At 54.2% G+C, this 14350-nt stretch carries 7 protein-coding genes; all 7 read right to left on the bottom strand.

What is annotated here, in order from left to right:
- Positions 1–38: 38 nt before the first annotated feature.
- The 7 genes from BN2684_RS01160 to BN2684_RS01130 all read right to left on the bottom strand — a co-directional run bounded on the left by BN2684_RS01160 (position 39) and on the right by BN2684_RS01130 (position 14339).
- Positions 39–2765, bottom strand: a complete 2727-nt coding sequence (locus BN2684_RS01160) for an S-layer homology domain-containing protein (RefSeq protein ID WP_058300346.1) — start codon at positions 2763–2765, stop codon at positions 39–41.
- Positions 2766–3188: 423 nt separating this feature from the next.
- Entirely contained in the window at positions 3189–6962 is a 3774-nt protein-coding gene (locus BN2684_RS01155) for an S-layer homology domain-containing protein (RefSeq protein ID WP_058300345.1), read from the bottom strand.
- A gap of 279 nt (positions 6963–7241) precedes the next feature.
- Positions 7242–8321: a glycosyltransferase family 4 protein gene (locus tag BN2684_RS01150; RefSeq protein ID WP_187385742.1), complete on the bottom strand. Its 1080-nt coding sequence runs from the start codon at positions 8319–8321 to the stop codon at positions 7242–7244.
- Positions 8322–8547: 226 nt separating this feature from the next.
- A complete protein-coding gene (locus BN2684_RS01145; RefSeq protein ID WP_058300344.1) occupies positions 8548–9291 on the bottom strand; it encodes a WecB/TagA/CpsF family glycosyltransferase in 744 nt (247 codons plus the stop codon).
- 4 nt (positions 9292–9295) lie between these two features.
- Positions 9296–10453 (bottom strand): polysaccharide pyruvyl transferase CsaB, encoded by a 1158-nt coding sequence (gene csaB, locus BN2684_RS01140; RefSeq protein WP_058300343.1) that lies wholly within the window; start codon positions 10451–10453, stop codon positions 9296–9298.
- A complete protein-coding gene (locus BN2684_RS01135) occupies positions 10429–12480 on the bottom strand; it encodes a DUF5693 family protein (protein WP_234340127.1) in 2052 nt (683 codons plus the stop codon). The genes csaB and BN2684_RS01135 overlap by 25 nt, the downstream gene beginning before the upstream one ends.
- 161 nt (positions 12481–12641) lie before the next feature.
- Positions 12642–14339, bottom strand: a complete 1698-nt coding sequence (locus BN2684_RS01130) for a phospho-sugar mutase (protein WP_058300341.1) — start codon at positions 14337–14339, stop codon at positions 12642–12644.
- Positions 14340–14350 lie beyond the last annotated feature (11 nt).

The raw sequence follows: 14350 nt of genomic DNA, 5'->3' as shown, positions 1-14350 counted from the left end.
AAGAACCTGACCGAAGTCAGGTTCTTTCTTGGTAAGGATTACTTAGCGTTAGCGATCTTAACCGTCAGTTGAACGCTCTTCGCGTTGTGCGTAACCGCCGTGATCACGAAGGAGTCACCAGTAGATGCACCGGAAACCGTCAACTGCTTGGTAGTAGCGTCGATGTTAGCGGTAAGTCCGTCAACCTTGGTTACCGTGTAGTAAACCGGGGTCAGAACCTTGGCACCATATTGGTCAACAACTTCAAACTTGAACAGGTTGTTGCTGGCCAGATCGAACGTGCCATTAGCCAAGTTTGCATTAACGATTACTACGTTGCCATCGAGAGCTACTGCATCGTCACCTTTGGCAACTGCGATGGATTGAGCTTCGGCAGCCTTGTAGGAAACCGTCAGCGGAACAGTAACCGTCGTGCTGTTGGAGAACGTCAGAACCAGAGCAGAAGTAGCGTCAGCCTTGGTGGCATCCGTGTTCACAACTGCGTGGAGGCTAATGTTACCATCAGCATCTACAGCCTTCGTAACCGTGCTGCTGCTCGTCAGGTAGTCGCCCTTCACAAAGTCGCCCGTCTTGATGGCTACTACATTGCCGCTAGCATCTTTACCCGTAATGGTTACATCGCGGTCATATGCGGAGTTTGCGCTACCAGCATAGAGGGTTTCTACCTTGGCAACATCGAAAGATACGACCTTGTCTTGTGCAATGACAGTGTATTGAACGTCATCGGAGCTGTTGGAAACGGTCTTCCAGGTCCCAGCTTCCTTCTTCTCTACAGAGAAGGTAACCGTTGCCGTTCCTTCTTTAACTGCATTCAACTTGAGAACATCATTCTTGTACACCAGGCTCGTAACCGAACCGTTGAAGTCAACAGCGCTACCAGCAGCAACCTCTGCTTTGACGCGGTAGTCGTCCTTCAGGTTGATAGTGCGGCCGTATTGGTCAAGAACGTTAATTTGCTTCTTGGCTTCTTTGAGGGAAGTAGAAGCACCAACTGCCAGGTATTTAACAGCGTCAGTGTGTACGCCGGACACAACCGTAGGAACGGATTCGTCCTTGACGTTAACCGTGATGTAGGAGTTCTTGTAAGTAGGCGTAACAGCATTAACTACTGCGAAGCCCTTGACAGGAGAATTAAACTCGATGTAACCCGTGCCATCAGCGTAGTTTTCTTTCCATTGTGCACCAGTCAGAGTAACATCCTTCAGCGTGCTGTAAGTCGTAACAGCTACGCCGTTCTGGTCAACTGCGGCGAACGGAATCTTAACCGCTTCATTAGCATAAGCATCCGTCGGAGCGGTCAGGCTGATGGTATCGACCTTCACTACATCCTTAACCGTTACAGCCAGGGTAGCCGTCTTGCCCGACTTAACAGCCAGAGCATTAACCGTGAAGGTTCCAGCCAAGTCGTGCTTGGAGATCTTCAGGGCAGCCTTGCTGCTGTCGTCCGACTTGGCGACAACATCAACCACAAAGTTGGTCGGGTTGGTGGTGTATACGATGAAGTTCGTTTGGCCCGTGAAAGCGGCCTTCTTCGACAAGTCATTGCCGTATTGGTCCTTAGCGGTGTACTTGATGAAGAAGTCTTTCGTGCTGTCTTTAGCCAATTCGGTTACCCCAGTAGGGTATACAACGCCGTCGAGGCTGATTTCTGCAACGTAAGCAGGAGCTCCATACTTAGCAGTTTGGGTTTTAACAACATTGTCTACATACAGGCCAACTACTGCAACGCGGCCGATGTCCGTTGCTGCGAAAGCAGCAGATCTCGTAGCCGTCAGCGTTCCCTTGGAAGCAGATGCCGTGCCTTCCGAATAGGTAGCAGTCAGGTTCGTGGTAGCACTAATGTCTTCTTTGAATTGGTTGAAGGCTTTGTATCCGATGGTTGCCGTGTTACCCGTATCGGTATCAAGTACCAGGGTTTCGCCGGAGAACTCGATCGTGGATAGAACAGCCTTAACCGTCGTAACGGAGGACTTCAGTTCTTCCGTACCGATCTTGGCGGTTACGTTAACCGTAACAGCTTGAAGGTCGCTGCTCGTTTCAATGGTAGCAACCGTCTTAGCTTCGTTCCATGCAGTAGCCTTTTGGCCAACAGGAGCGGTAGTTGTAGCCAGCGTGAAGGTAGCAGCGTCTACTGCTTTAGCAAACGTTACTTCGATCTTGCGGGCACCCACTTGCTTCGTCGAAACGATAGCTTGGGATTTTTGCGGAGCATACAGCGTGTAAGCACCGTCTACAAGAGCAGCGCGGAGAGCGTTAGCCGTGTAGTCGGAAGCAGAAGCGATCAGTTTAGCATCCAGAGCAGCAGCTACATAGCCAACAGCCCATTTGGAAACCTTACCGTCAACCGTAGCGTCGGCCTTCGGCTCAAGACCGGAAGCAACAACCAGCACTTTGGCCAGTTCTTCGATCTTCATGTTGTCGTTCGGTTTGAACGCCGTAGCGGAAACGCCATTCATGATGCCAGCTTTAACAACTGCACCGATGAAGGGTTTGCCCCAGTGGTAGCTAACGATATCTTTGTAAGCATTAGCGGCTGCGGCATTTTCATCCAGACCGAGGGTCAGGGTGATAACCTTAGCCAGTTGAGCGCGAGTCATCGGTTGGTCGAGATCGCGGTCGCCGTTGGCGTTGTTGCCGTTGAAGATATTGGCTTCAGCCATGGCATCGTATTTCTGTACCGTCGTCAGTTCAGCAGCACCGGCAATACCTGCGAATGCGCCGAAAACCAGAGAGACGGCAAGGAAAAGTGTTAAAACTTTCTTCATAACCTTTTTTTCTCCTCCTTGAAAAAGCGTCAATGTCTGTACGTGATTCTTGGAAAAAATTGAGCTCGATTCCCTCATTGTGTGTTTCACCCCCTTCCCAGAGTTGAGCGTGAATATGGTGTTAGCCTGCTGCCCGAGAAGCAGCAGAAACTCGCAAACGGAGATAGAAAAATAGGCTCTGCGGCCACCTTTCCAATTATACACTGGCTTGCCAACCACCGTAAAGGGGATTTTTGCAGCAGCCTAATCGGAAAGAATTGGTCTCAAGTCACGCCAATGTTCCTCGCACCGTTTTTGCATCAACTACTTAAACGCAAAGCACGGGGAAAAGTTGCGGAAAATCAAAGTTTTCTATGAAATTCTATAAAATCATAAAATCAGGCCTTCCGAACTAGGAAGGCCTGATCAGCTTTGAAATCAAAATCAAGGGACCTTCTTTTGCTGCTTCAGCACGCGCATGGCTACCATCGCAGCTTCCGCGCGCGTGAATGGGCTTAGCGGATCAAAGCTCATCGTTCCTGGATCATAAAGATTCGCTTTCCCTGTAATGAACTTCGCTTTATTTACTGCTTCAACCGAGGTTCGAGCATAGAAATCAATTTTGGTTGCATCGGTGAACGCTTTTTGCAGCACGGTCAAGGACTTGTCCGGGTCGGTAGCGAGCTTCAGCTTCCCTGCCCTTGCAATCATTACCGCCGCATCCTGTCTTGTGATCGATAGAGTTGGAGCAAAACTTGTCTCGGTGATTCCGCGAACAATCCCCACTCGCGCCGCTGTCTCAATATAACGGTAATCGCGATTTACGGTTGACTGACTCGGACTGACATCGATGAAAGAGAGCTTGCCGGAATAATTGAGCGGCAGGTCAAAAATCTTCACAAGAAGCTGGGCGAATTCGCCTCGAGTGATGTTCTCACTTGGAACGAATGCATTATTTTGCAAATTGAACATGTAGCCTTTCGCGTACAAGGCATCCAGTTCATTGCGCGCCCAAGGATGATTAATGACATCCGGCCAGCTGTTCGACAGATAGAACACCCGGTAATAGCCAAATTCCTGGAACGGAACGGTGATGGTATTCTTGCCCGTATCCACAACCCCGCCGATATTTTTCCAGGTTGGAATATTGGACATGACCCCCGATTCGTTAACATGGAAGCCGAAGTGCATAACGGTTACATAGCGCCATGCCGACGAGGTCACATTCGGATCGTACTGAAGGGTCAGCTTGCCCACCTGATTGGTTATCAGATTGTCGGTAGCGGAGCGATTGTTAAAGGGTAAATATGTCGGCCCGTCTCCTCCAATCCTCGTTCCTATGAGACTAGGAGCAAAGGGGAGTACACCGCCTTTATTCACATTATCAGGAGATGGCTCCAGCATTTTTGACCAAGCGTACCCGGCATCCATGTAATAAAGCGGGCTTGCCGGCAAGAAGCGGCCGGTGCGCTCCATAAGCAGGCTTTGCAGCTCCGAGCTGGTCGCATAATAGTCGGTATCCCGGTCGACAAGTTGGCCGGTAGTTCCGTTCGCAATGCCGAAAAGCAAGGAACGCTCACTGTACAGGTCCGGTTTTGTCGTATTATCGTTCCGCATCAGGAATGTATTCTTCGGAAAGCTCAATTGGATCTGATTGTTGAAGATTTTCAAGCTGCTGGCGAGCGTCGTCTTATAACGAGCCCCTTCAACAGGTGTATCCGCATAGTTCAGGACGAGCGTCCCGTTAATCTTTGACGTACCCTTAACCACTGTAAACTTGATGCTGTTCTTGCCTGACTTGAGATTGCGCACCTCGTAGGAGAAGCTGCCTGGAGAGACCTTCTTCGCTTCTACCTTGCCGAACAAAAGCTGAGTAGCTCCCTCAGAGGTAATCTCAATCGTTTGATAGTTGCTCGTGATGTTCGCCTGCAGCTCGCTCTTTGCATTCGTGATCAGTGTTGGGAACGTGATTTTGAAGGGGAGCGGCTCGCGACGAATGGTTAAGGTACGGGTGACCTTAATGTTCGAGGCGTTGGTGATTTCAAATTCGAAGGTCGTGTCGCCATATTTGCTAAGGGCTATCGTCTCGGTCGAGAACGTCGTCGAGCTAATCTTGGCTGTAGTAAAGAAAATGGCGTTATTCCAATCAAAATCTCCGGTGCTTTCCGGACTTCCGATAACCTTCGTAGACAAGTTCGTAATCGTCTGTGACCGAGAAACCGGCGCTCCTTCCGCATTGTTGGCGCGAACCGTCAGCTTCATGCTCGTCGCTCCGGTCAATTGGCCCTTGATTACGACATTATCTAGCTGGGTGGAATAGGTATCGGTCACCGAACCGGGTATAAAGTCGTTCGTATTCGTGTTTTCCGGATAGACCGACGTAAAGGTCGGTGCGGAATCTTTATAGTAGAAGAATTCGTAGGTCACCCTCGTCACGACGACGCCGCCGTTGTAGATCACGAATTTAATCGTATTGAGTCCGTTCAGGAAGGTCTTGCCCGATACATCAAACGAGAATTCCCCCGTATACTTGCCCCCCGATGTCGCCAGGGAGGATTGCAAGGTAACCATCTCGTCATCATTGACGGAAATCTTCACATTCTTCATTTCTTCCTGAGACACATTGACCAGTCGCCCGTTCAGCTTGTTGTTGGCAAACGGTGTGATCACATCCTGGAAAACTTGTCCTTTGGTGAGGTTAGTCAGAATGATATACGGTGCTACGTTGATATTCAGTGTGTAAGTGACACTGTCCACCGCTTTGGGCGAAGCAGCATCATATGGGGTAAACGTGATCGTATGCTGTCCGTTGAGCATCTCATCGAGCATATAGTCAACCTGATTGGAGGTGACAGCTTCTCCTGCTTTGACTTCTTTCCCATCGATCTTGATCTGCACCTTCGTTGCATTCACCGTGTTGATGCGCAGCTTGCGGGGCAGCTCGGTCACGTCGGTCACGGAAGACATCTGGGTGAAGTCGAGATTGGAGATCGCCTTATCGGAGCCAATGCCCACAGAAGTCACTGTAGGGCTGTTGGCATCAACATAGGTGATCGTGAACGTTTGTTTGAACGGGTTTACCGCCGCACTGGTGGTATTGGTAAACTCGAAGTCGATGTCCTGCAGCTGACGATGATCCGTGGATAAAGTAAGCTGTTTGGTGTAGTTGAACACCTTGTAGGTACTTGTAGACTGGGCAGCATCCAGCTTCAGGTTGACGCCGTCCGGGGTGGAGAGATTCACTAAAGTATCGGCTCCGCCCGCCGAAATCTTAACCTGATCATATTTCAATGCTCCGCTGCTCAACGGGACCTTGATATCTGTCTTCAAATCGATGGTATTTTTGTTCACAACCGGACTGGAGGCAAGTAATTGATATTCCGTATCCGCACCTTTACCAGGCTTCACATACGTGTGGAACGCGAACGCCTTGCCGTTGTCATAAACGAACGAGCGTTGAATCCGATAAGAACTCAGGGTGCTCGTGTTGGACGCGATAATAAAAATTTGGTTATCGCCGACCTTCAGGTTAAATCCGCCAAACGATGATGCATCAGCGGACTCGTCGTTCTTGATGGTAAAGGAGAAAAAGCCATCCGGGAAGCTGGTGGTCTGGGTTCCGTTCACTCCCAGTGCCGTTGCCTCGACCTTGGTCGAGTTCTGCGCTGTACCCGTGATGGTCAGGCTGTTGGTGGTATTTTCCATCGGCTTCTTCGGAAAAATGCCGCCGTCCACAAACGCCTCTTCCCCAATCATCAGGTTCGTGATGTTTGTGACGGAGGTCAAATAGGCCCAGCCCGGAGGGGAAGCTACGCCGGAGCTGTCCGTTCCCATTTTGATGATGATTCGGTTTAAGCCCTCGGTCAACGTGACGTTGTTAAAGACAATCTGATTGCCGCTCAAGGTCGCCTTGTTCAGCTTTTCAACGACCGTCTGCTTCGTATCAGGGTTATAGATTTCATAAAAGACGTTCTGAATCTGTTCCTCACTGATCCCCGTCACATTGGCTCGGACGGTGATCGGGTTGGAGGTATAGCGTGGAATGCTGCTGTCATCCAACGGTTTGCCGGTAACCGGACTTACCTGACTGTCCGTTGTCGTGTAAAGCCCGGTGATCATAATAGACGCTCCGGCGGCGTTAACCTTTGCCGGAATGAGAGCAACGAGTAATGAAAAAACAAGCGCGACGCTCAACCATTTTTTTGCTGCGTGTGCCAAGATAAGTCCTCCTTGTGATTCATGATCTCCTGAAGCGGTTAGTGCAGGTTCGCAACCCGGCTGGCGGGGCCCCTGCTCCTCCTTCGCCGCAGCTTCGCCGGAAAATAATCTATATCTTGGTTATCGGTGGGAAGCTCTGATTTTTTTACCCCAAGCTCGAAATGACATGTAGAAATAATTGGTATTTGTCAGAATGCCGGACCGAACGAAAAAACCCGATCCGCTCGGGACCGGGTATCATGAGAGATGAATTTGAGGACAACTGCCTTGGTTGAAGTGTTATTTAGATTTTCCTACGGCGAAGGTGCGCTGCAGGAAGTGGATCACGGGCTTCTTCTTCTTGCCCATGATGCCGATGAACTCGGCGCCAAGCTCCAGGCCGCAGAGAATGATGACGACGAGGATGACCGTCACCCAGTTCTGCTTCTGCGTCATCAGGATGGCACACAGGCCGAAGGCGGCGGCGATGCCGTAGATGATCAGAACCGTCTTGCGCATGCCGAAGCCCAGGTTCATCAAGCAGTGATGCAGGTGGCCCTTGTCGGCAACGGTGATCGGCTTGTTGTTCAGCTTGCGCCGGACGATCGCCAGCATCGTATCCGAAATCGGCACTCCGAGAATCAGGATCGGAACGAGGAAGGATACGATCGTCGCCTGCTTGTAACCCATGATGGACAAGATGGACAAAGCGTAACCGAGGAACAAAGCCCCGGAGTCGCCCATGAAGATTTTGGCCGGGTGGAAGTTAAAGACGAGAAACCCGAGGGAGCTGCCGATGAGAAGCAGGCACAGCAGGATGACCATCGGATTGGAATACGGCATAAGCACGGCCACCACGAGAATGGTAGCGGCGGAGATGCTCGAAACCCCGGCCGACAAACCGTCGAGCCCGTCGATCAGGTTGATCGCGTTGGTGACGCCAACGATCCACAGAACGGTCAGCGGGATGCTGATCCAGGCTTCGTTGATCGGCAGGGAGCTACTGAACGGAATGTTGACCACGTCGATCTCCAGTCCGAAGGAAACGGCGATGCCCGCAGCGATGATCTGGCCGAGCAGCTTCAGCTTCGGCGAAAGGTCGAACTTGTCGTCCAGCGCGCCGGTGAGGGCGATGACAATACCGCCTAGAATGAGGCCGATGGCAACGTTGTCCTTATCGTTATAGACGATGCCGGGACTTACGATGAAATAGGAGAGCACAAATGCTAGAAAAATAGCCAACCCGCCGAGCAGCGGCATCGGCTTCGTATGAACGCTTCGATGATTGGGGATGGATACGGCGCCAATTTTTCTTGCAAATTTGGACATGAGCGGCGTCAGCAGGACGGAAAGCATCATGGAAGCGGCAAAACCGATCATGTAAATCCACCAATTCAAATCTGTCAACCCCTTTAACTTCTCTGCCAATCTTTTATGATTCCGGTTATGGTATTCACAAACTCAAGTCAGTGCCCGGTAAGGGCACGCCAAAAACGCAAGCCACTACTAGCTTCTATCCTACTATAATAACATGTAACCAAATAGACAAACCAGCGAAACTAACAAATAACCCGGCAAACCTTGGTTTGCCGGGTTATTCTTGCTTTTATTGCAGTTTTTCTCTATCTCTCATCACTTTTAGGGCAAATTTCGGTAATACCAGCATTCGCTTGTAGCGCGTCGGCTCCTTCGCGAGCCGGTAAAACCATTCCAAGCGCAGCTTGATCATCCACTTCGGAGCCCGTTTCAGCTTGCCTGCGAGAATGTCGAGGCTCCCCCCGACTCCCATGACAAGCGGCACGCCGAGCTCTTCCTTGTAGCGGTCGATCCAAGGCTCTTGCGTATCGGCTCCGCGGCCGACGAAGAGCAGATCGGGAGCCGTCTGCTGAATCTCGGACAGCACCTCTTGATCCTGATCCGCCTTGAAATATCCGTCGCGGTAGCCGGCCAGGATCAGCTTCGGATAGCGCTCCCGCAGCTTCTCCACGGCGATGCGGATCGTATCGGGAGCGGTCCCGAGCAGATACACCCTCCAGCCGCGTTCTTCTCCGATGCGAAAAAGCTCGTGCATCAGCTCGATTCCGGCGACCTTCTCCGCTACCGGCTTGCCGATATAGCCTGTTGCCCATACCACTCCGGCGCCGTCCGGCACGATCACTTCGGCCCTCTGCATCATCGCCATATAGGCCGGATCTTCAAGCGCCTTCATCACCATGATCGGGTTGGCCGTGATGACCTGCGCGGGCATTTTCGCTTCCACGGTTTGGACGAGCAGGTCCACCGTCTCCTTGAAATTCAACTTGCTGAAGGGTACACCGTACAACGAAACGGCGGGAATTCCGGGTTTCATATGCTCAACCTTTCTTCACGAGCAGGTCCACGATCCGCTCGGCCGGACGGTGGGCTTCGTTTTTGAGTGCATCGATCAACGGGCGGGAGGCCGCGGTCCAGGTTTCTCGGGAATCGAGCAGGAGCGCCGACTCCCGGGCGACGAGAGCGGCGTCGATCCGGTCCACGGAGGCGACGGCGGTCCGCTTGAGCCGCGAGAGGAACTGGTCGATCTTCGGATCGTAGGAGATGCCGGCCACCGGCACATGCTGCGACGCGGCATAGATCAGCGAATGCAGCCGCATGCCGATCAGCAGGCTGCATTCGCCGACCGCCGCGAGCATCGCCTGCGGGTGGTCGAGCCCGTCCGCGATCCGCACATCCGGCGCGTCCTCCGCGCCCATCAGCCGGACCACTTCACGAGAGGCCTCCTCGTCATCCGGCAGATGGAACGGCAGGAAGCGCACCTCGACCCGGCGCTCGCGGCGGAGCCGGTTCAGCGCCTCCGCGATGGCCGCCAGCTCCGAGCGGTCGGCGTTCCAGAAGCGGACGGACACGCCGATAACCGGGGCCAGCTCTTGCGAAGCGCCGCTTAAACCAGCGGCAAGCGCCGTCCCGCTATCCGGGAGCCGGCCATCCTCAGCCGCTGAACGCAGTGGCAGCCCCATGACCGGGTCCGGGACGATATCGACGGGGGCGGTCAGCCCCATGCGTCTCAGCAGCTCCGCCGATTCCCGGTCCCGGACCGATACATACTGGCAGCGGGAGAACGTCCGCCGGATGGGACCAAAGAAAGCCCTCTGCCCCACAGGCCCGATTCCCTGGGAGTAGATGAACGTCGGCTTGCCGAGCCACTGGGCTAGCTTAAGGATCGCGAGATAATACGGAATCGTCAGCTTGCCGGTGGCATCCTGCAGGAGGCTGCCGCCGCCGCTGATGAGTCCGTCGGCCTTCCGGACAGCCGAGAGCACCTCCGCCGGCTTCATCCGGTGGACGGCCCGGACGCCGTACATCTTCTCCGTCCAAGCGGGATCACCCGACAAGACGATAGGCTCGACGGCGATGCCCGCCCTTTTCGCTTCAGCCTCCAGGGCAAGCAGGATGGACTGAAGCACCGCTTCATCGCCGCTGTTGTGAAAGCCGTAATAGCCCGACAGAACTAGCTGATGAACGGCTCTGCCCATTTTCTCCAACCCCTTGCCGCAAGATTCCACAACCCGATGAGGATGAACCCGATCACGACACCGAACAAGAGCCCATATCCCAGCCGGATGGCCGAGATGTAGATCGGGGTATGCAGGTGAGTGAAGGTGCCGACCATATCCACCTGGCCGATAACCCCGAACATGAAGATCCACAACCCGGCGGGCTTCCGATAACGAAGCCACAGATAAGCGCCGAGAATGAACAGCGGATGACCGATGAGGAATTCCTTCGTACGCGGCCGGACGCCGAGAACATTTTCGAGGAAGGAGCGGAAGATCATCTCGACTCCGCTGACCTGCCCTTCATTGCCCGTACGGGAAAGGTAGTACAGGAGAGCGCCCCCGAGCAACGCCGCCGCAACGATCCACAGCACGGTAATCGGAGAGGCGAGAATTTTCTTCAGCTTGCGAATCTGCTCGTCGGACCCGAGGCTTTCGCTGAACAGCAGCAGATAGAACGCTACGACCACGATCGGCAAAAAGCCGAGAGCTTTGACGCCGGTAAATTGGTTAAGCAGCAAGTTAAAGGTGATGTGGTTGAGCAGTCCCACCACATAGACAGCCCCGATGAGCGACAGGAGCGTCGTCCGAATAAACAGGTTCACCACAGCGCCGCTTGCCGCTTCCGGAAGCTTAGGCTTGCGCAGTCGTTTGATGGCGAGGATCATCGCCAGGCTGGCCGAGCTGATTCCCGCCGCGAGCGCGAGCAGCTTGTACAGCATGACGGGAGATAGCAAATAGAGGCCGCCGGCACCCAGAAGGCCGAGCACAAAGACCGGAAGAGCGGACACCGGGAAAAATACTGCGATCAGCAAAGTAACAAGAGCGATAGCCCCGGCCACAACAAGCGGCTTGAGAACGGAATGCAGCGGGCTCTCCTGGTAGTCGAACTGCCCTGCGGGACCATTATTCGTCTGGAAGCCTTCATTTTCGATTCGCGCAATCGCTCCGTCCTTGCCCTGAAGAGTGCGGTAAAGAGGCGCAAGCGGATCGGTGATCGTCGCCTTGTCGACATTGCGATAAGCCCGCGCATTCAGGAAGATCAAGCGAATATTCCGGTCCTTTACCGCAAGCACGAAGCGATCAGACGCCGTCTTGATCCGTGCATCCAGTTGCTCGGTAGAAAGGGTAGGCGAAAGCTTGTCCGCATCCGCTTCGGTGAAGGAATGCGCACGCAGCACGTTGTAATGCAGCTTGGCCGCGAGGGTGCCGAGACCCGCAGGAGTCTTGATCAGCTCGACGGAGGCAAGCCCCATGTGATGCTTATCCATCAGCTCGGCAAAATCCTTGATATGGCTGTCATCGCCTTCTCCGTAACCAGGGACGTAATCCCCTTCCACGATCAGCGTCCGGGCGTCGGCCTGCGCATAGGCCGACAGAATCTTATCCATATCCTCCTGGACATAAGGCTGATGCCGGTTGGAGATTCGGGAAACAATCCGGAAGCCCTGCTGCTTCAATTGCTCCAGAGCGATCGGATCGGGACCGAGCGGCTTCAAGGCCGCTTCATCGGGTGAAGCGTTGATGACCATCCCCGGTCTGCCTTGATAATTCCACACCGAGGTGGTCAGCTTGTAACGGCTAAACCAATACTCAAGCTCCGGCTGCAGCTTCGCACGGGTCGCCTCGTCAGCGAACAGGAGATAGGTGTTGTTTTCCCGCGGCGACGCGAGGTTTCCGACCAGAAGAGAGACGTCCTTTTCCGTGAACAAATCCACCCGGCGAGCCAGTTGCAGCTCACTGAGCGTCGTTTCGTACATGGCGACGGAGCGGATGCCCGCCTTCTTCATTTCCTCCAGCTGAGCCGATACGAAGGCTTGCGGGTCATCCTTGACGGCGCTGATCTCCAGCAAGTCGCGGTAGTCCATGACGAATTCCACATTTTTTGTTGAACGTTCCGTCTTCACCCGCGCATAGGCAAGCGGAAGCGAGGCCAACAGGCCCAGCGCAACCAGTATCCACAGCCCCTTGAGAGCGAGGCGGTTCCATTTCGCGTAGCCTTTCACCCTATCCAACTCCTGTTCCATTCATTTTCCGGCAAAAGGGTCCGCTTGCGGCAGGCAAGCCGCCCGCCCCACAAGAGGACCCGTTGTTCGCTCCCGGAGAGCGGATAACCGTATGCCACGGCGACTGCGAACCTCGTTATCCGCAATCGGCCGATCGGAGATTAGGCGTCTACACGAGCCATAACCGTTTCGGAAAGGGTGGCGAGCCGTTCCCGGGATTCATCCGCCGTAGCGCCTTTGACGGCAAAGTACACTTTGATCTTGGGCTCCGTGCCGGAAGGCCGCAGCGTGAACCATGATCCGTCCGCCAGCACATATTTCAGCACGTTTTCACGCGGCAGATCTTGGATGCCCTGGGAGTAGTCCAACACCTCCGCCACTTGGGTGCCATTGACATCAGCCGGCGGGTTTTTCCGCCAGTCGTCCATGATGCCGCGGATCTTTTCCAAGCCTTCCTTGCCCTTCAGCGTGCGAGACTCCAACTTCTCCAGGAAGAAGCCGTATTCGTCGTACAGCGAAAGCAACACATCGTACAAGGTTTTGCCTTGTTTCTTATAGTAAGCAGCCGCCTCGGAGATCAGCATGCAGGCGACAACGGCATCTTTGTCGCGAGCGTAGTTGCCGGCCAGATAGCCATAGCTCTCTTCGTAGCCAAACAGGAAGGTGTGGCTGCCTGTGGCATCGAACTCGGTCATTTTCTCGCCGATGTACTTGAAGCCCGTGAGGGTGTTCATGACCTCGACTCCAAAGCTGCGGGCAATGACCGCGCCCATCTCGCTCGTGACGATCGTCTTGATGACGGCGCCATTCGCCGGAATCTTGTTCTGGTCCTTCAAGCTGCTGAGCAGGTAATGCACCATGATCGCACCGGACTGGTTACCGGTGAGCACGTTGTACTCGCCGGAAGCATCACGAACCACGGCGCCCATTCGGTCGCAATCGGGGTCCGTGCCGATGATGAGATCGGCATCGATCTGCTTCGCCAGCTCGACAGCCAACGTGAACGCGGCGCGTTCCTCCGGATTCGGCGACTTCACCGTCGAGAACAACGGATCCGGCAGCTCCTGCTCGGGAACGACATGCACCTGGGTGAAGCCGATTTCCTTCAAAGCGCGGCGAACGCTAAGGTTGCCGGCTCCATGCAGCGGGGTATAGACAATCTTGACCTTGTCTCCCATTTCCTTGGCCGTTTGCGGGTTCGGGCTGACGGAGGTAACGGCATGAATGAACTTTTGGTCCACGGCTTCGCCGAGCCAATGCAGAAGCCCCTTCGCTTCGGCATCACTGCGGGTGATGCGGTTCACCGAAGTGAACGTGTCGAGCTTGCCGATCTCCGAGATGACGGCGCCGGCCGCTTCCGCTACCATCTGTCCGCCGTCCGGACCGTATACTTTATAGCCGTTGTATTCCGGCGGATTGTGGCTCGCTGTCACGACAATACCGGCGGATGCGCCGACTTCCCGGACCGCAAACGACAGCTCCGGCGTCGGCCGCAGGCTTTCAAACACATGGGCGGTGATTCCGTTCGCCGCAAGCACGAGAGCCGCTTCCAAAGCGAATTCCGGAGATTTGTTGCGCGAATCATAAGCAATGACCACCGCATGGCTGCGGCTCTTATCCTGCAGCAAGTAGTTCGACAGCCCTTGAGAAGCCCGGCCGACGGTGTAAAGATTCATCCGGTTCGTACCTGCTCCTACAACACCGCGCATGCCGCCGGTGCCGAATTCAAGATCGCGGTAAAACCGGTCTTCCACTTCCTTCGCTTGATCCTGAATGAGCTCAAGCTCCCGTTTCGTTTCCTCGTCGCCTTTTTCCAGCCAAAGGCGGTATTCTGCGCTAACTCGTTCATTCCCTGCCATCTTGCTTCCTC

It is taken from the genome of Gorillibacterium timonense (assembly GCF_001457415.1).
Classification (GTDB): domain Bacteria; phylum Bacillota; class Bacilli; order Paenibacillales; family NBRC-103111; genus Gorillibacterium; species Gorillibacterium timonense.
This window is presented reverse-complemented; position numbering and strand designations above follow the sequence as displayed.